Source organism: Bacteroides faecalis (genome assembly GCF_003865075.1).
GTDB classification, from domain to species: domain Bacteria; phylum Bacteroidota; class Bacteroidia; order Bacteroidales; family Bacteroidaceae; genus Bacteroides; species Bacteroides faecalis.
This window is the reverse complement of record NZ_BHWB01000001.1, coordinates 700,049-718,224: the sequence shown is the minus strand read 5'-3', so window position 1 is coordinate 718,224 and position 18,176 is coordinate 700,049. Positions and strand designations below refer to the sequence as shown.

Below are 18,176 nucleotides of genomic sequence, written 5' to 3'. Positions count from 1 at the left end.
TAAAGAAGGTGATTTTATCAGATATGGTGGTAAAGTACATATTCTAAAGGTAGTATAAACTGCTTATTATAATGTAATGGGTGATTAAAGTTGAATATATAGAAGAATAACTATGAAAGAAGACAAAGATTTAGAATTTCTTGCTTTCTGCAAGAATGAAGACTTACAAATCCTAGTGGATTACTTAACTACAGATAAGGATGGAAAGAAGCGTTATTTGGAAACTTTGACAAAAAGTAATGCTTATCTCCAATGTTATCCCGATCATCTCACTAGCATGTGGGAAGATATAGCGAATGAATTTCAGCTATTTGGCGGTAACACGATCGCTAATTGTATAAGAAAAACTGGTGTTACATACCGAACGATCCTATTTGATGTTTGTAATAGAATGAAAGTCAATTACAATAAGAACGCTTCTATAGAAATGATAGAAGAATATCTCCTACAGAAAATATTAACAGATTCACTGGAACAGATGACAGCAGAAGATATGAAAAAGCTTGTGATGAGATGAATATAAAAACTCAGACTCCTACTAAGCAAGGGATGACAATCGCATTACAAATGGCTATTAGAAATGGTGGGTTTGCTCCATATAAGATGGCTGTGATTGTTGCAAATGCAGTTGCTCAAACTTTATTAGGCAGAGGGCTTTCATTAGCTTTAAATGCCGGATTGACTAAATATATAAGTGTTTTCGCTGGACCAATAGGATGGCTAGTGACCGTTTTATGGACTTTAGTTGATGTAGCTGGTCCTGCTTATCGTGTAACAATACCTTCCGTAATTCAAATTATATATATGCGTAGACGTTCTCAAATGTTGTTAGAATAATAACACTAATAAATCAGATAAGAGTATGAAAGAAAGATCTTTAGAAATGTATAGAGATGACAATGATGACGATGGGGATGTTTATACAGGAGACCCATGGACAGAATGGGATATAGATAGACCTGAAGAAGGTGACGATCCAGATGAAGGCTATAACGATGATTAAATTATAGAGAGCTATCATTAACGAGGTATCATTAAGTTGGTATCTCGTTTTTATTTTCTCCCTACTCAAAAAATGCCGAAACTCTGTTACAAAACCTTGAAATCCCTAACTATGAATTAAATACTTTAATTTATGACAGATACATCCCAACTCTGGTATTCGCTCAATAAAGATTGTAGTGACATACCAAAAACTCCGGTAGAATCACACTCCGATTCGAAAGAGCAAACGAATAAATTCTCCGATGATATAAAGGCTTTAGGAGAATATTTTCCTCAACTGGCTTCTCCATTGGTAACGAACAAGAATGAGCAAGGATTGATACTAGAAATAAGCCTTAAAGAGATTTTTAGTCTATGTCCACGTGGAAGATGCAGGGTAGACAGATATTCCCAACTCCAAAAATATCTGAAAGAGAATTACAACACAACCTTAATTATTAAATCACAAAAAACTAAGTAATATGAAAGTAAAAAGATTTTCAACAGCAAGAGATAAAGAATTGAAATGTACTGATCCCGAAAGCTATATTGATGATAACGGAATTTTATACTCCCGGCTAGCAAAGATGCCAATACAGGACTTGTCTTTGATAGCCAATTTTAGAGTGGAAACGATGAAGTGTTATTATACAGGAGATATACGGGAAGTAGATTACCCCATAGTCGAGCTTCTAATGGACGGGCTCTCTGATATTCCAGTCAGACACAGAATCAGTTGTTTTGAGAATGCAGTATTCATCCAAATAAAATACCCCCCTCAACTATATGGGACTAATGATGCTAATTATGTACGTATAGAATTGGCTGCTCATATATTCAGTCTGACTACCTCTGATATGACAGATATAGCGGATGAAGATGAGGAACTATATAAAGATGAAGATGGGCATTCATTGGTTAGTATGCAATGGCTGATAGATACATATGAAGATCGGTTATGCCAACTTGTTAATTACGAGAAACTAAGTTTAAAACTGATGGACAAGGAGAAATATCAATAATAATAGAAAGAAAATTAGAATAATATGAAAAAGAAAATATTTGTAATGGGCAAAGTGTATGATCTCGCCAAACAAGAAATTAGTGAAATCGAAAATGAAATACAGATGGATTTAGATAAGTTCTCTAGCGGTGGGATTAGATTCAAAATAGATATTACATCCGAGAAGACTTTGGAGCTAATATTTACGCGCAAATATAGGGATGGTGAGATAGATTGGCTTAATTATAATCCAGAGACAATCTATTGTACCGATGCAAAGATCATAACAGGTCATGGATTCGATGGTTTTAAAGTTCCCGTCTATTGGGGAGGGGTTCCGTATGGTTATCCATTCTTTATGCCAAAGGAGGAATTTATTGAGTGCTATAAGAAGTCAGCGATTAAACTTGGAGGAAGCAAGTTGAAATTAGCGGAAGTTGGAATAATGCCGGATAAGATTATTTTTGCTTTGGCGTATTAAAAAAGGAAAGGGAAGGTGGAATATGATCTATCTTCCCTTGCTTTTAAAATTTTCCTGCCAGACGATCTGTCCTCTCAGCTTTGATTTACTAATCTTCTATATAGTTTCGTATTTATGAAAAAACAGCACTCCCATAATCCTAAAACCTAAAAACATGTTATCTTTTAGATAAACAGGAGAAAATTATGTAAATAATAAATTATATTCTAACTTGTGTTTGAATAGAATCCCTTAAAGTTATATCATTATGAATAAAACTTCTACTTTCTAGCAAGTGGGCAACTTCATTGTAAACCATTTTTTCTTGATTAGGGTCTTTTATTGTTATTATCAAACAAAAATCTTGGAATAACTGTTCACCATCTATAACAGCTCTAGTTTCAGCAAAATCCCTGTATAATCCCGTAAGTCTAAGTCCCCATTTTTTAGGAGCTGTTAGATATTTTACTTTATTTGCGGGAGTTAATTCACCTAAGTTAAAATGCCACTTTTTTACAGGCTGATATTTCTTCCCATATTTCAGCAATGTACGTTCCCTAGTAAAAGGATTGTCAAAATCAGCATTAATAAATCTCCTTCCATAATTATCTGGCATCAGAAGATTTTCAAACCCATCTGGTCCGTATTCGTTTCTTCTTCCTTGGGTAATTTTGAGTTGTTTGATTTCATCAAATGTCCCGAACTTTACATCAATATCAGACTGACAATATTCAGCTCCATTACCAGCAAACAATACCGGAGAAGTAACAAGAGTAACCGTTACGTCTCCATAATAAAAACCATGCTGGTCAATCAATGATTCCGGATAAGGAAACTCTAGTATTTCCATAAAGCTTCCTTTTGTAATTCTATCAGATTGAATAAGGGTAATCTCATAGTCTGAATTATATAGAATATTTTCTACCGTATCAGGAATTCCATATCCCATTAGTTGAACACGGTCTATTTGAGATAACTTAGTATCAGGATATTTAGCAGAGTGGATAGCAAGAGCTTTCAATAATAATGGATCAAATTCTTCCGCTATTTTAAAATCTAGTCCAGCAAGAAGTGTTGCTAATCTTGGAGCTGCAAAACTTGTTCCAAGGTTCTCCACAAAGCTACCATTTGTCGCAAAAGATTTAACACCGTCCATGATATATTTCTCACCAACTTTTATCATATTTCCCCCAAAACTAACTAGGTCTGGCTTATGAATATTGGCAGGACCGAATCCTTTTCTAGAAAAGACAGAAGGAGTTCCATCATTTCCAACAGAACCTACAACTAAAGATGCTATACTTTCAGCAGGGATTGTTATTCGTCCAGTCGGTCTATTTGATAAGAAATTAGAACAATTACCTGCTGATTTACATATTATAATATTATATTGTTGTTGAATGTCATCAAGCACCATAGCAAAAGCTGAAAAGTTATCAGAATCAGCCTCCATACATTCATAGCCAAGTGACATGTTCCATATTTTAATTTCTGGATGAGACTTTATATTTTCTCTTATATTTTCAATAAGTTCATCTTCTGTAATATTTTCTTTATTGGTGTCAGGAAAAACTGCTGCATCAAAAATCTTACATCCATTCACTCCAGTAATAATTTTCCCTTCTAAGGAATCACCATAAGTCACTATTCCACCAATAAATGTGCCATGTGACTTATCAAGCAACTCATCGGGATATGAATTATTAGAACCAATAATCCATTCAGATAATTGTTGCGTTTGTTCAATACCTCCATCAAGTATTCCTACGACTGGATATTCTTTATCAGGTTTTGGTTTCTCTAACTCAATGTCAATACTTTGTTTTATTTCTTGGTTAGAGATTTTGAATTGGGGCATAGGAATGATATATTCTATGGCAGGAAACTCTTCCAATTTCAAATATTGTTCATTAGATTCAACATTCTCTAATCTAAAAATAATTAAATCATTTGTATAAAAGACCTCTTTTGATATTATATTATTTTCTTTACATAAGTCATGAAATGCAGATTTTACAGCTTGATTTAAACTGTAATCAAAGTAATTAAATAATGACACTTTGATTATTTTTCTATCTTTGCTATTTTCGGTATTTTCTATTATAGGCTGATATGCTGCAATATTAGTAATAGCAGAAATACCTTTTGCATATCTGATTGAGTTATTGAGTTTTCTCTTTATTTTTGTTGCATCATTCACAGAATCAACCTTTATTAAGAGTTCGTTCTCATTATTAAAACCAATTACATTATTTTTATCTCTCTCTTGATTGAATATTTCTTTAATAGAGTTTCTATGCGTTTTAGCAACAGCATTTTCATCTAATTCAACTGCAATTATAGAAGGAATATAATCATATTTATCCGGTTTGATTTCAATAGTTTTTATAATATCGTCAATACCTGTACTCAGTAATCCAGCTCTCTCTTCTAGACTTTCTCCATGTAACACCCAAGAAGGATCATCTTTAGAGCCTCCAGCATTAGTTAAACGATCATCTGTAATTTCTCGTTTCTGATAAAATTTAATTGGTAGATACTTTTTCATATTATTTTAAATTTAAAGAGTTCCTGATTTGCCTTATTGAAGTTCCTATGAACTTGGCTATTTCTTTTTGACTTATATTGTTTTCACTTAAAAATCTAACAAGTTCTTCTTCTGTATATTCATTTGAATGTTGATATTGAAAATAGCCATATACAACATCTACCAGATTAAATTCATTCCTATTGTTAATAACAGATTTTGTTATTGACCCATTAATGACCTTTTTTATTTCTGAATATGATAGATTGTCTAACATTAACGCCATTTTTTCCACATCAGATTTGGTTAAACTATTAGCAAACTTGGATATTAAACTATTTATTAATCCTTTTTTCTCAGCCAAGCCAGGTCTATCAATAAATATAACCTTTTCAAATCTTCTCCAAATAGCATCATCTAATAATTCTTGATGATTTGTTGCTGCAATTAAAATATTTCCATTAGCTAAAAAATCATCTATATTTTGTAAAAGGCTATTTATAACCCTTTTTAATTCTCCTTGTTCATTCTGGTCTTTACGATTCTTGGCAATAGCATCAAACTCATCCAAAAATAAAATACAAGGTTTGTTATCCGCAAACTCAAATAATTTTCTAATATTCTTAGATGTATTACCTAACAGAGATGATATCATAGAGTCCAAACGAGCTATAATGATAGGAAGTTGAATAGATTTCGCTATATATTTAGCTAGTGAAGTCTTTCCACATCCGGGAGGACCATATAACAAAAGAGAGTTATGTATTTCAATTCCTAAAGCCATAAATTTTTCTTTATGCTCTATAACTTCAACAAACTCTTTTACTGCTTCTTGAACAGAGTTAGAGAGAATCAACTCTGTTGTATTAATTTCTGGTGATAAAATATCCGCTATACTCAGCCTTGTTTCATTATCAACAGGCAGATTTAAAAACTGCTCTGTTATTAGAGAGTTTTTCTTAATATTACTATCTAATAAGCTACGTATCTTAGCAGACATTTTTTTTTCACCGTCTGCTTCGTATTTCTCCGCCAAGAGCTTTGCATACATTGCAACCCTTGCACTATCCTTTGATAACCCACATTCAATTATCTTTGTTATTTCAGTATACATAGTTTCATATTTATAATATTCACGGCAAATATACAAAATAATCTCGATTATTGTTTATAATATATCAAAAAACGATATATAGATTACATTTTTTGATATTAATATCACAAAATTCGCTTGTTTAATCTCAAGAAAAGCTTAATATGCACAATAAAACTCTTTTCTTCATTTTTGAACTATATATAGTTTTACCTATCTTTATACAGGAATTAAGTTTGCTTCTAAAACTATACTCTTCAATATTCGATCTTTTGTAACAGTTAAAAGAGGTGTTATCTATGGTTATTCCCCATGTTGCATGAGACTGAAACAGCAACTCCGGCATTTTGAAATTGCGGCATAGTTATCATTCTTTTATTAACGCTTACGTTCACCACGTATGTCTCTAAAGAAACTCGTGACTATTCTTTTTCCGTTACACTACGAAAGACAATAACGTCACTCCCACAGACATACTCTAAAGGGTTCACTCTCGCTCCGCACTTGGACAATCCCCCCTGTTGTCAATTAGGGATTCATTGGGATATGGAGATTTCGGAGAAATGATAAATTAGACAATGAGAGTGATAATTGGAATAAATGGGGTACTTGAGACAATAATGATTTAGCTTCTAAACTCATCCCTTCATAGTTTTCAATTATGTCCGTCATTTTTATTTGCATGGCTAATTGGATTAAATGAAGGGGAAATAATGAAGCTATATATAAAGGATAACAAGCAAATACATTGAAACAATTAATACATTACATAACTTCACTAACATGGAGAAAGTGTCTCCTTTGGGAGATACTTCCTCATGAAAACAACATTTGTTTTCATTAATACTATCTTTATGATAATTTTCTACTACTCCGTATTTTTATACTCTTATATATATTATACCGCAATTTCAAAAATACGGACTAAGGTTTGGGGTTTATAGATTTTCTATTATTAGGCATATTCAAGGCAATTCCTAAACTAGTCTTCATAAAATCAATTAACCTCTTATAGTTTGATCTTTGTTTTTTGCCTCCCATTGGGATAATTCCCCCAATAATATTAAGAGGAATATCCATCTGAAAGGTTTGGTCATTATTACTAATCGCTTTTTCCAAAGCTGGGTTATATTTTATCAGTTTCCCAATTTTATCTACATACTTACTCCCTCCTTTTATAGATTTTACTCGTACCATCCATACGGGATCAGTAGTAGCCTTCTTCGATTTCATGGTTATCTTATTCTTATTCAGGTAATCGTCCAAAGACTTGATAAACTTCTTCGGGTGATCAGAAGAGTAATAGACAGTATACTTTAGTCCATCATTCTTTCTTATGCCAATTCTGGAGAGTAATTGGATCGTATACCAGAATTTATACTCATCCTGACCAGTTTTAGAGTTATACGCTTTCCTTAGTTGTCCCGATACAGACGGAGGTAAATCCCAATTACCGCAAAGGATAATATTCTGATAATCTCTGTATACATTGGTTGATTTGGTATCAGATGCACCATAATATGTAACAGTAAAATTACTTCCGGCTAATCCTTCTGTCAGCAATGCTTCTCTAAGTTTATCAGTCCATTCCGATTTGCCTGCTTCCTTAGTTAATGTTCTCTCATCATCCGCCCTGTAGTCTTTCCAGATAACAATCAGTGCTTTCCCAAGCAAACTACAACATAAAGAGCGAACAGACTTGACAAATAACGCATACGTTGCATTATCCGGTCTATGTTTTCTGCTCAATCCAAAAGTAAATTCTCTAAAATCAACCTGACTATTATACTTGGGGATTATATCAACTAGCTTAAAGTAGGAACTTTTACCCAACAACACATCTCCTGCTCCTTCATAGATAATCACGTGGGAACCCATACCGGGGTGTATCAAGTCAGACGGATAGAAATGAATATTACAGTTTTTATCCTTCATCCCCATCCATTCAGAGTAATACTTCGGTATCAACCCCAATACAACATCCCGTTTGATTTGGCTAACCCTGTCTGTCCCTTTATAGAAATCCAAGCTCCCTCCCTTTACAAATGTATTATACATATCCTTTATATCCGTTTGGGACTTACACCGATAACCACCCTTTTTATTCTTCTCGGAGAATACGCCTAACAAACCCTTAGAGAAAGTTATGAATGGTCTTAGGAACAATGGAGTTTCATCAAGAAGGATATATTTTCTCAGATTATCCTGCTGCATTAGTTTCTTGAAGTCACCATCAAATACAGAAACAACCGGATTTGGATTATTCGGTTCATAAAGCAAGAAATAGTTAATCAGGTCAGTGAAGAAACGTACATGCGTGATGATTAGAATCCTAATACGAACCACTTGCTCTGGATGTGTCTTGTATTCCTTCATCTTCTCAAAATCAGCATCCGAATGAATCATCAGCACATCATCCAACTTTAAAGTTTCTCCATGTAGTATCTCGCCAATCAAATTATCTACGATCCATTGATACATTCTGTTGCATTCGCTTTTCGTATCAACGCAATATAATATACCTTGATCCCATTTCTGACGTATCAGCGATTTAATAGATTCGGTCTTCCCTGACCCACAACCACTAGAAATGCAATATCCATCTGGTGTGTCCGGTACTACTATCGTTCCAAACGGAAAAGGTATATCAAATCCGTTTCCCCCCGGATGAATCACAACCTTTACCCTCTCCGGTGTTCTGCAAGGAAGACACAATATGGTTTTCAATGAGTCCATAAGCTAGAAATTCCATTTTTTACCCCTTGGCATCTCTGTCAGTATGTCTACCACTATATTGCTATCAGGTAGCTTTGTCTGCTGCAATGCGAAATACAAGCTAATATCTTCTATCAGTGCTAATTTCCGGTCTATATCAGTATCAAGAAGAGAGATCAAGTCTCCGTTATCATCTACAGCCAACCATCCCCTTGATAAGAATATCTTAGCAGGAATTACATGTAGCATCAGTGCGTTGGCATTACAATGTAGATTGCATGTCAATTTTCCTATGAGTCCCGTGTCTAAGCGTATCTTTTGCGGCAAACAGAGGATGTATCCTTTTTGTTTTAATTCTTGTAATGTCATCATAATTTGTGATAGATTAAAAATCCCCTCCACCTGTCACATGGAGGAGAAGATAAAATTAGAAACTACTTATTCTCTGTCTGTTGCTTCGTTTTCTTTAAAGCATTTTGGGTAGCTACCTTTTTTCTATTTGCTAGAATTTCATTCGGAGTACCTTTTTTGAGAGTTTTAATGATGTCATTCTTAGCAGCCACCGTTTCCTTCTGCGATTTCCACTCAGATATCTTCATATCTTGTTCCTTCTCAAGGTCTTCCATGTCATCTTTATGCGAAGAGCAGAACGTTTGAAAATCACTAAGCAAGGTACTTTTTAGTTCCCCGTAATTTTTGTTTGCCAACCGAGTGATGATTTTATTTCTGGTAGTATCGTCCATCATAGTTATGAAACATGTCATGTCACGAGTGAACGTTTGGTTATTTGAATCACCATTCTGACTATGAACATGAACGATCGCATCAATAAACTCCACTCTCTTCACATTTTTATCGTCTCCAAACTTATAAGCGATAGACTTATATAGCTGATGCCCCCTCTTTCCATTTTCCTCATTATAGGGAGTAGAATCCTTGCCTGCAATAAGGTCTTTTTTCTTAGTAGCATCTCTTTTGAATGTCAAAAGATACTCCGCATACTTAGGAGACACACCAAACTCACGCTGTATTATTTCAGATTCTATATATAATTGGTTGGTAGACTTACCCGTCGCCAAATTAGATTTTTTGCGGTCTTCATTATTCCAATTCTTATCCATAGAATTCAGAATTTGAATAAATGACATTAGATTACCGTCATAATCTATCAATTCCAAATCTAAATCAACATCCAAATGTTCCAAGCATACCATTAACCTATGTTGTCCATCGAGGATTGCTACATACAGCCATAAATCTGGAGCATCTAATGTGATCTCTTTTCCATCAGCATCCACTGCTTTTAACCCACTCCTTAAAGCTCTTTCCAAAGACACAACTATAACAGGGTTGGAGAACTTCTTACCCGAACTGGAACTGAGTTCATTATACAGTTTATCAATCTGACTTGAATAAACCTCCCTATTACCTATTAAGAATGCTATTTTCAGCCCGTGCTTTATAGCTTCACGATAGGAAAATAAATAATGCACTTTATATGGCATCTTTCTGATCAAGAAAGAGAGTAAAGTCACTAAAGTTTTGGACTTTATTTTTTCTTGATTATTTTGACCTACAGGCACTTCATCTAACGTTTCCTGCGATTCCTGACCATCCGCAGCGGATATATCACCTTTCGATTGTTCATTGTTAACCTGATCAGTGCCTGACACTTCGTTCAGACCATTTTCATTAATTGTTCCCATATTCACATCATTGTTTTTCAAAGATTCTTCACTCATTTTGTTTCTTAATTTATGAATAGATAACTTTGACATCAAGATTAGCTAGCATTATCTCTCAACAAAGTCATCTATTCAAGGTTATTTACTTGGATACAATTCTTAATAATATTTACATTATTCTAGACTAATACAAACATGATAAAACTGTAACCGTTAACTTCGTGAATTGATTTTGTGAGACTCTATGAATTCATTTAAATCCGTTATCTTCACATAAATCTTTCTACCGAACTGGCAAAAAGGGATTCTACGTTGATCCCGATAAGTTTGCCACGTCTTTTGAGATATACCTAAAATCTTGCGAACCTCAAAGCTTGTATAGTACCCTTCCCTCTGTGATTGAGTTCCCGTCATCGCTTCCAATTGCTGTTGAATTTGAGTAACGCCATTTAATAAGAGGTCTAATTTCTCTTCGGGTATTACCACTAATTTAATATTCGATTCTATCATGGCTATTAACATTTATTTTCACTCTGCGAAGGTAATCATTTAATAATCAGTGTGTTATAGTTAGATAGAATCGATAGATTACATTTATAGCTCGATAGAAATCTTTTCTCTCTCGATAGAAAAAACTTATTTTGAATAGAATATAATTAGGCTATTTTAGATAAAATTATTAGCAATAAAAAACGACTATTCCGGTAAAGAATAGTCGTTTATGGGGTATGGTAAGAAACAAATGAAGCATCTTACATCACATATATTATACCATATCAATTCGTCTCCAAGGCTTCTTTCAATAATTTGAGAATCTCTTTCTGCTTGTCATCACCTATCTTTCTAACCATATCACTAATATTATCATTATCCTTCCAAGCTTCTTTTTTCACGTTAAAGAAAACTTTCACCTTCTTATAAAAATCACGTGTGGTATTTGTATCCGCATCTTTTTCATTACATATTTCCTTGCGTGTTAACCGATAAATTAAGTAAGATAGTTCTTTCTTATCCCTTATACATATTATTTCTGGCAAATATTGGGGTTTATCAATTCCCGAAAAACGAAAATGAAAAACTGAGTAATCCGTATCTCCTGAAATAAATTTTTTCCCAACTAACACATCATAAAGTCTTTTTATCTTATTACTATCTAATGACAGATTTGGGAAATAATCCTTTTGACTAATATTAGCAGAAGCGACTTTATTCTTATTTTCAGTCTCAGCTTCCGAAGTATTACTTTGGGGTGAAAAGCACTCCGTTACAAAAAGAGAATTTTCTTTTATTTTCTTTCTAACACAATAATCCTGATATTCAGCATGTACTTCATATCTAAAAGGCGAATGACATAAATCATCATACAATTTATCATTCAGTTTTAACTCTTTAGAATGAACTATATCAAATATGTAATCAGAAAATTTAGGAGATTTCACATCATAAAGATAATAATATGCCGAATAAATTAATGTTATAAAATCAATATACTGATCATAAGTCGGGAAACTTATAACACATTGAGTTAGCTTAGGCAATAGTGTATACAAAGGAATAATTTCCCCACGGACTTTATTGTAATCTCGCCAACGGGTATAATTACTAATGCACCTTACAGGTAATTCTTTAGTCGTAATTAGAAAAGCACTTATATTAGTAGTTAACGCATTCCGATCCTCTTCTCTAAGATATTGCCATACCTTCACTCCCCCTAACGCAACCCCTAATGCAATAAACGTGGATACACAAGCAACACTTTTTCCTAAAGTACCATGAACACGCATTGACATTTCAGTAGCAGTTTTCCACAGAGTAGTAGTACTCAATCCCTTTTCCGTTAGTTTCAAATATTTATCTACTCTTTCAGAATCCTGCGCCATATAAGAAACAACTAATATAGCAAACAACTTCTCTGAAAAAGACAAGCTATAATCTTGGCAAGTATGTTTATGCGCTCTTCGAAGGTTAACCAAGTAACATATTAATTCCTTCTCAGACCATGATTCTCCTATAATTTTGTGTGTCATTTGTTTCATATCCATTAGTTTTTATAGTAATTCTATCTACAAATATATTATAGAAAAACTTATTATCCTGATTTTAGAGGATAAATGGTGCAAAAAAGCATGAAACTACTAGAAAGAAAGAGAGATTAGTATTAACTTTGAGAATAAGAGAGTTTACCAAGCACTCCACAAACTAAATAGAAAAGCAGAAAGTTTCAGTAATGTTTCAGTAGAGAAAGAAAAAACCTTCATAAAAGCTTTTAAATCAGCCATTCATGAAGGTTTCTAAGTACCCATACCCGCATTTGAAATATTAAATATCAATAGATGAGAACAAATTCTACTCACAACAAAATTCCGTATATTTACCTATATATAAACGATTTACAAACAGCATTGAATCGAATTAAATTTAATAAGATTGAAATTATTTCGGGATAATTGGGAACAATTTGGGAACAATTTGCTAACTTTGCAGTGTTCAATCCAGAAATTAAATTGAAGATTATGAAAGTGACTGCATTTATACGGAAGACTGCCAAAAAGAACGATGTAGATACTAAGGCTACTATCTATTTTCGTTTGCGTGATGGAAAGAAAGACATCAAGGCAGCAAGCGAACTTGTTATCAGCCCGAACCATTGGAGTGCTGACCGGCAGGGCTATAAAGACCGTGTAGCTTTGGTGGCAGAAAACGAAAAGATGGACTTGAACCATAAAGTGCAGGCATTGACCCGAATGATTGAGAAAGAATACAAAGAGGATGCAGGAAGTGAATGGCTCGGAGAAGTCATAGACAAATTCCATCATCCCGAAAAGTACAAGACAGAAGAAGAACTGGCAATAGAGAATCCACCTACTTTTGCCGAACTTTTCGATGAGTTTTTGGAGAAACACAATCTTTCGGAGGTACGGAAGAAAAACTTCCGTGTAGTAAAAAGGGCTCTCATGCGCTATGAATTGTTTGTCAGAAAAACAAGGCGTGGAATGAAACATTTTACCCTTGATATTCATACTACCACCAAAGAGACGCTTGCCGATATGTGGGATTTTATGGAGAACGAATATATGTATGCAGAAGAATATCCCGATATATACGAGACCATTCCCGAGAAACGGACTCCTCAACCGAGAGGGAAGAATACTCTTATAGACAGTTTCTCACGCATACGTACCTTTTTTATCTGGTGCTATAATCAAGGCAAGACCACCAATCGACCGTTTGACAAGTTCCCTTTGGAAGAATGTCTTTATGGAACTCCGATTTATATTACCCTTCAAGAACGTGACAAATTGTTTGAAGCTGATTTGTCTGCTCGTCCACAACTTGCCATTCAACGTGATATCTTTGTGTTCCAATCTGTTGTAGGTTGTCGTGTGGGCGATTTTTATAAGCTCACAAAGAAAAACATCGTGAACGGAGCATTGGAATATATACAAGAAAAGACACGCAGCCATAATCCCCGAACAATAAGAGTGCCACTGAATAGTGTTGCGAAAACCATACTTGAACGTTACAAAGATTACGCAGGCGCAACCCTGCTTCCCTTTATATCAGAGCAAAAATATAATCAAGCCATCAAAGAAGCGTTCCAGTTGGCTGGTCTTGACAGAATTGTCACAGTGCTTAACCCACTTACTCGCAATCCTGAGCAGAAGTATTTGTATGAAGTCGCAACCACACATACTGCCCGAAAGACATTCATTGGCAATATGTATAAGAAGGTGAAAGACCCAGATCTTGTTTCATCGGTATCGGGACACAAGGAAGGCAGCAAGGCGTTTCGCCGATATAGGGAGATTGACGAGGAAATGAAACAAGAACTTGTTCACCTGTTGGACTAATAAGGGAAAGACTATGGCAAAACAAGATTTCGAACAATTCAAACAAGATGTTAAAGAATGGCTCAACAGCCATCCGGAAGAATATGACAGATTCGTTGCTGAAGTGAACAACAAATCAGCAACTGGTTTGCAAAAGGTTTTCAAATTAGGATGGAAACTCACCCCTCAAATGATGCGTAAATATCAAAACGAGTGTCATGGAGACCTTGCTGACGAACACCGTCTGCAAAGTTATTCGGCAGATGCCGATGCTGCAAGATTATTGGTTGGGGAGTTTCACAATTTGCAAAACGATTCAATAGCTCCTGCAATGTTGGCATGGCTTTATTACGGCAAGTGCTATGAAACTATGGTCACCCAATTAGAAGCAGAAACACATAATCCCGCGAACAATTTTTTTGAGAAAAAGATAGCTGCTATAATGATTAAAGTAGTTATCAACAGTAGTATTCGTAACAAAATGCGAACAAAAGAGGATTGGCAGAATTTCCATCAGGAGAAAAAGGCTATTGAGGATGATTGTGTCGTAGAAACAACCATTGATAGATTGTCTTTTGATGATAAACCTGTCGAAGAAAAATCGTCAACAAGTGAGCAGCCATCACGCACATTGAAAGATTATCTTCACGGAAATCAAGAACAGATTTTGGAGAAGATAAAATTGAGAGTTTCAACGCAGCACACAGGCACCGATTTGGCACGATTGTATTTTGCCCTTCAAGAGGAAGAACTTCTGACAGGCTGCGATGTCACAACATTCCATAAGCTACTTGCCAATGAACTACCGAATTGCGATTTGAAGACTGTGCGAAATCTTCAAATTTCTATAAAGAAGTTGAATGACAGTACAAACAGAGGGAGAATAAAAGACAATGGTATTGAACGGTCGCTTATCAATGAGTGGAAGACTTACCTCACAGAAGTAAATAACTAAAAGTATGAACCTATTTAATTTAATGATATGGATAAAGATATCATCGCCCAAGAAATCAATGCTGAATATCTGAAAGGTTATATATACAGCATTAGAGGTGTTCGTGTAATGCTGGATATGGACTTAGCCAAAATCTATGGCTATAGCACCAAAGATTTTAACCGTCAAGTAAAGAACAACATTGAAAAGTTTGAGCAAGACTTCATGTTTCAGTTGTCCGATGAAGAGTGTGAAATCTTGAGGTGCAAAAATTCCACCTCAAGTTGGGGCGGTCGTAGATACAACCCTTATGCTTTCACGGAACAAGGTATATATATGCTTATGACTGTTCTAAAAGGAGATTTGGCAACCAAGCAAAGTAAGGCTTTGATTCGCATCTTCAAACAGATGAAAGACTATATCGTAGATAATCAACCATTATTGGGGCAAAGGGAGTATCTGCAACTGTCCTTGCAGACAACCCAAAACACACAAGACCTGCTTGATTTGCGCAAATCCCTATCAGCCGTTGATGACAAAGTTGCCGATATAATAGGTGCTTTGGGTAATGTCGTTACGAAGTCGGAACTGGCAAATGTCATGCTTGATTTTGGCAATCCTTCAGTAAGGAGAGGTTGGTTGATACTCAATGGGCAACCTGTTGAATCGGATTTGGCTTACCAACAGATTTATGCAACCGCCAAGAAAACGATATTTGTAGTTGATAATTACATCGGATTGAAGACATTGGTTCTCCTTAAAGATGTTCCGGCTAATGTGAATGTTGTAGTATTCTCCGACAATATCGGTAATAGGTTGCACCAAGCCGAGTTTAACGATTTCTGCCGTGAATATCCCAATGTTACCATTTCGCTGCAAACGTCTGGGGGAATATTCCACGACAGGTATATTGTCATTGATTACCAAACGGCTGATGAACAGATTTACCATTGTGGCGCTTCATCGAAAGACGGAGGCAATAAAGTTACGACAATTACAGCGGTTACTGATGGAGCCATTTACCATCCAGTTATAGACCAACTTGTTCAAAATCCAGTATTGACATTGAGATAAGACCATTTTCAGACGAACCAAATTGATTACCTTACATTTCGTTTCTTTCGTTTATGATTTCAGCGAAAATAGCGAAATGTAGATTGTTGAATTATAGCGAATTGCATTTATACTTTTGCGCCATCGTTCCAATGTCGGAGCGGTGGCGCAATCATTTATAATGCTGCCAAAGTGATTGTGTCGGACTATGGCAGCACATATATGCTATGACAGATTTAATGCAAATCATCTCCAATAGCACAGCTAATATCAAATTGGAGATTACGAGTGAAGATTTACGCCACTTCTCTGATGAACTTATTAGTCGCGCAGTGAATGAAGTGGCTGTTGCACTCAAAGCCACCAATGAAGATAAACTGCTGACACGTGAGGAAGTCAAGGAAATGTGTGGCGTTTGCGACACCACCTTATGGCTTTGGAACAAGCGCAACTACCTGAAAGCAATCAAGGTGGGAAACAAAGTAAGATACCGCTTCTCAGACGTGAAGCGCATCTTGGGGGAAACCAACAAAATATCTGGTTATGGAAAAGATTGATAATGCACTTGTTACTCCTACAAGTGGAAAAATTGAGAATATCGAGGAAGAGTATGTCCGTATCGGTACAACCTTGTTTCGTATTATCAATCAGCCAATGATGAATGGATCATTCCGCAAAATGCGGGTTGAATGGAAAATGAGCGTATTCCGATTAGACCACGGCAAGGATGAAGCGGCACTCATTCCGAAATATGACGGATTCTGCACTATGCCAAGTCATACAGATTACCAATTAAACGTGAATAACTTTTATAATCTCTATGAGCCAATAACCCACATTCCAAAAGAAGGTGAGTTTAATCATATACAATCCTTGATTGAACACATCTTTGGTGAGCAATATAAATTGGGAATGGATTATCTTCAACTGTTATACCTAAAACCAACGCAGAAGTTACCGATACTTCTATTAGTGTCGGAGGAACGGAACACGGGTAAGAGTACGTTCCTGAATTTTCTGAAAGCGTTGTTTCAAGAGAACGTGACCTTCAACACCAATGAGGACTTTCGGAGCCAGTTTAATGCCGACTGGGCAGGTAAACTGATGATAGTGGTGGACGAGGTGCTACTCAACCGTAGGGAAGATAGCGAACGATTGAAAAACCTCAGTACGGCACACTCATACAAGATGGAGGCAAAGGGCAAAGACCGCTATGAAGTGCAGTTCTTTGCCAAATTCGTATTGTGTTCCAACAATGAGAATTTCCCTGTTTACATTGAGCCAGAGGAGACACGCTATTGGGTAAGAAAGATTAGTAGGTTGGGAAAAGACGACACCTCTTTTCTTCAGAAACTGCAAGATGAGATACCTGCATTTCTGTACCATCTACAACATCGAAATCTAACCACCAAAGAAGAAAGCCGTATGTGGTTTTCTCCCTCACTCATCCGTACGGAAGCATTGGAGAAAATCATCCGTTGCAACCGCAGTCGCATTGAACTTGATATGGCAGAACTGTTGCTTGACATCATGGACACAATGCAGGTGGATGTGGTAGATTTCTGTATCAACGACTTGTTAGCGTTGTTCAATTACTCTATGGTAAAGATGGAGCGTCATCAGGTGAGGAATGTTCTGCAACAGTACTGGAAACTGGAGCCAGCATCCAATGCGCTGTCCTACTCCACCTATCAAATATCCGTGCTGCCGGGACAGAAGTATTCTGCATCGTCCAAAAAGGTGGGACGCTTTTATACCGTTACCCGTGAAAAATTGAAAGATTATCGTTGAGGTTGTTGAATATGATGAAACATAAGGGAAGAAGTATAAATAAGAGGGTTACTATTCAACAACACCCTCAACAAACTTCAACAAAGAGTTTTGCCTTCCAA

Annotated in this window: 17 protein-coding genes; 10 read left to right on the top strand and 7 right to left on the bottom strand. The window is 35.6% G+C overall.

The annotated features are described in order from the left end of the window. Positions 1 to 112 precede the first annotated feature (112 nt). The 5 genes from EJF25_RS26100 to EJF25_RS02650 all read left to right on the top strand — a co-directional run bounded on the left by EJF25_RS26100 (position 113) and on the right by EJF25_RS02650 (position 2,468). Positions 113 to 517, top strand: coding sequence for a DUF3944 domain-containing protein (locus tag EJF25_RS26100; RefSeq protein WP_262707188.1), 405 nt, complete (start codon positions 113 to 115; stop codon positions 515 to 517). Then, positions 514 to 837: a ubiquinol-cytochrome C chaperone family protein gene (locus EJF25_RS26095; protein WP_262707187.1), complete on the top strand. Its 324-nt coding sequence runs from the start codon at positions 514 to 516 to the stop codon at positions 835 to 837. Before EJF25_RS26100 ends, EJF25_RS26095 begins: the two co-directional genes overlap by 4 nt. Positions 838 to 1,135: 298 nt before the next feature. Beyond that, on the top strand, positions 1,136 to 1,465 hold the full coding sequence (locus tag EJF25_RS02660) for a hypothetical protein (protein ID WP_125039891.1): 330 nt from the start codon (positions 1,136 to 1,138) through the stop codon (positions 1,463 to 1,465). 1 nt (position 1,466) lies between these two features. Then, entirely contained in the window at positions 1,467 to 2,006 is a 540-nt protein-coding gene (locus EJF25_RS02655; RefSeq protein ID WP_235016683.1) for a hypothetical protein, read from the top strand. Positions 2,007 to 2,030: 24 nt separating this feature from the next. Further along, complete coding sequence (locus EJF25_RS02650; RefSeq protein ID WP_125039890.1) at positions 2,031 to 2,468, top strand: hypothetical protein; 438 nt, start codon at positions 2,031 to 2,033, stop codon at positions 2,466 to 2,468. A gap of 199 nt (positions 2,469 to 2,667) precedes the next feature. Here EJF25_RS02650 and EJF25_RS02645 read toward each other — a convergent pair whose 3' ends face one another. The 7 genes from EJF25_RS02645 to EJF25_RS02615 all read right to left on the bottom strand — a co-directional run bounded on the left by EJF25_RS02645 (position 2,668) and on the right by EJF25_RS02615 (position 12,503). Further along, positions 2,668 to 4,995, bottom strand: a complete 2,328-nt coding sequence (locus EJF25_RS02645) for a S8 family peptidase (protein WP_125039889.1) — start codon at positions 4,993 to 4,995, stop codon at positions 2,668 to 2,670. Between the two features lies 1 nt (position 4,996). Further along, on the bottom strand, positions 4,997 to 6,088 hold the full coding sequence (locus EJF25_RS02640) for an AAA family ATPase (RefSeq protein WP_044094920.1): 1,092 nt from the start codon (positions 6,086 to 6,088) through the stop codon (positions 4,997 to 4,999). A gap of 903 nt (positions 6,089 to 6,991) precedes the next feature. Beyond that, entirely contained in the window at positions 6,992 to 8,803 is a 1,812-nt protein-coding gene (locus tag EJF25_RS02635) for a hypothetical protein (RefSeq protein ID WP_125039888.1), read from the bottom strand. A 3-nt stretch (positions 8,804 to 8,806) separates the two neighbouring features. Then, positions 8,807 to 9,154: a hypothetical protein gene (locus EJF25_RS02630; RefSeq protein WP_125039887.1), complete on the bottom strand. Its 348-nt coding sequence runs from the start codon at positions 9,152 to 9,154 to the stop codon at positions 8,807 to 8,809. Between the two features lie 62 nt (positions 9,155 to 9,216). Beyond that, on the bottom strand, positions 9,217 to 10,524 hold the full coding sequence (locus EJF25_RS02625; RefSeq protein WP_125039886.1) for a hypothetical protein: 1,308 nt from the start codon (positions 10,522 to 10,524) through the stop codon (positions 9,217 to 9,219). Between the two features lie 156 nt (positions 10,525 to 10,680). Next, a complete protein-coding gene (locus EJF25_RS02620; protein WP_235016682.1) occupies positions 10,681 to 10,977 on the bottom strand; it encodes a helix-turn-helix domain-containing protein in 297 nt (98 codons plus the stop codon). A gap of 266 nt (positions 10,978 to 11,243) precedes the next feature. Further along, positions 11,244 to 12,503: a hypothetical protein gene (locus tag EJF25_RS02615; protein WP_125039885.1), complete on the bottom strand. Its 1,260-nt coding sequence runs from the start codon at positions 12,501 to 12,503 to the stop codon at positions 11,244 to 11,246. A 477-nt stretch (positions 12,504 to 12,980) separates the two neighbouring features. On the opposite strand from EJF25_RS02615, the gene EJF25_RS02610 reads away from it, so the two are divergent. From EJF25_RS02610 to EJF25_RS02590, 5 genes are all read left to right on the top strand, one after another. After that, positions 12,981 to 14,318, top strand: a complete 1,338-nt coding sequence (locus EJF25_RS02610) for a site-specific integrase (RefSeq protein ID WP_004310677.1) — start codon at positions 12,981 to 12,983, stop codon at positions 14,316 to 14,318. A gap of 13 nt (positions 14,319 to 14,331) precedes the next feature. Next, positions 14,332 to 15,252: a DUF6043 family protein gene (locus tag EJF25_RS02605; RefSeq protein ID WP_004310679.1), complete on the top strand. Its 921-nt coding sequence runs from the start codon at positions 14,332 to 14,334 to the stop codon at positions 15,250 to 15,252. Between the two features lie 27 nt (positions 15,253 to 15,279). Beyond that, positions 15,280 to 16,305 carry an ORF6N domain-containing protein gene (locus tag EJF25_RS02600; protein WP_004310681.1) on the top strand — a complete coding sequence of 342 codons (1,026 nt, stop codon included), beginning with the start codon at positions 15,280 to 15,282 and terminating at the stop codon, positions 16,303 to 16,305. A gap of 206 nt (positions 16,306 to 16,511) precedes the next feature. Continuing rightward, positions 16,512 to 16,841, top strand: a complete 330-nt coding sequence (locus tag EJF25_RS02595) for a helix-turn-helix transcriptional regulator (RefSeq protein ID WP_004310684.1) — start codon at positions 16,512 to 16,514, stop codon at positions 16,839 to 16,841. Further along, entirely contained in the window at positions 16,828 to 18,075 is a 1,248-nt protein-coding gene (locus EJF25_RS02590) for a primase-helicase family protein (RefSeq protein WP_004310686.1), read from the top strand. Before EJF25_RS02595 ends, EJF25_RS02590 begins: the two co-directional genes overlap by 14 nt. Positions 18,076 to 18,176 lie beyond the last annotated feature (101 nt).